This is a genomic window from Clostridium sp. (assembly GCF_036569345.1).
Taxonomy (GTDB): Bacteria; Bacillota; Clostridia; order Clostridiales; family Clostridiaceae; genus Clostridium_AD.
In genome coordinates this window covers 1-1,511 of record NZ_DATCQT010000099.1, presented here as the reverse complement: position 1 = coordinate 1,511, position 1,511 = coordinate 1, and the positions used below count along the sequence as shown (strand labels likewise).

Below are 1,511 nucleotides of genomic sequence, written 5' to 3'. Positions count from 1 at the left end.
AACAATTACAATTAATAAAAGTAATGGCAATATAGCTACCATTACTTTTATTAATAATTTTCTTATTGATTTTTTTATTATTTTTTTAAGCACTTTTTAAGCACCACCTTGGAACATATCCAATTCTTTTTCACTTGCTTCGACATGAAAAGCTATATTACCGACACTATTTATTGATAAAATACATTCACCTTGGGATAAAAGTGGTATTTTTTTAAATTCACTTTCACTTAAACTTCCATCAAAAACTGTACGTAAAGTTTTAAGCGCATTGTTATCTTGTTGCATAATAAATTTATATTGAGTTAATTCAAACAATGTCTTTATTTCATTAACTCCCTCTGTACTTGTCCCTTCTGGTATAAAATCTCTTATAGATTGAGATACAAATACAAGACCACCAAAATATTTTCTTGCTTCTCTTTCAAACTCAATTAAAAACTTAACTGCTAATAAATTCTCAGGATTTATTATTCTGTGAGCTTCATCAATTACTATTAAATACCTAACAATATCTTCCCAATCAATTGATTTTGTATCGAATAGTTTCTTGTATTTCATCCCATTTTGAAGCATATTATCCCATAATAAATTTAATACATTAAACATTTGCGCGTTGAAAATTTCTTTTTTCATTGAAGTTAAATTTCTAATACTAAAAAATACAATTTGTTCATCAACAATATTTTCTATCGTTGTATACCCATTAAAAAGATATCCATAGTTATTAACCATACTCTTTAAAGTTAGCTCTATACTCTCCAATCTTTTCAATCTAGTACCAGATAATTCTTTTTTTATAATATTATTTTTAGCATCTTCGTACAATTCGTCTTTAACTAAATTTAAAAGATCACTGAAAATAGGATATTGACTTTCTTCCAATCGAGTAAGATTTTGTTGTTCTACATCTATATTTTCCTTGTAAATACCAAAATCAATATAGAGTTTTCTCACAAGTAATTCAAATTCTTTACTCGTTTCATCATTAGCTTGTGGCGCAATGAATTTATAAAATGTAGTTAACTTAGATAAATGTTGCATAAAGGAAATGCCTTCTTTATCTGACGTTCTTAGAATCTGCAAAAGATTAATGATTCCGTTTGTACCATCCAATGCTATCATTTTTCCGCCTAATTCTTTTACTAATGGTGTAAATTCCCCCGTCACATCTATTCCTCTTATGATATTTTCTCTACAAGAATTGTCCAGGGTTAATTTTTTTAAAAGCGTTGATTTCCCTGAACCCATTGTTCCGAATATAAGTGCATTATAATATTTCCTGTACTTATCTTTATGAAATATATCAAAAATCAAACTACCACCAGTTGAAGTGCCACCCAGGTAAGTACCATTCGGATCATCAAGCTTCGTGAAATGAAAAGGATATCCTGCTGCTAAAGTTTTTGACCCAATTTCCTTACCCACTCTTTTATTTGGAAATTCTTTTATTTTTGAATGACTTGTAAAAAGGGCTTTCCATTCGTATTCAGTCTCATTTAAAAAAATAG

Annotated in this window: 1 protein-coding gene; it reads right to left on the bottom strand. The window is 28.5% G+C overall.

Annotated elements, in window-relative coordinates:
• Nucleotides 1–96 precede the first annotated feature (96 nt).
• Nucleotides 97–1,511: ATP-binding protein (locus tag VIM70_RS09875; protein ID WP_331945588.1), on the bottom strand; the 1,415-nt coding region annotated here is incomplete at its 5' end.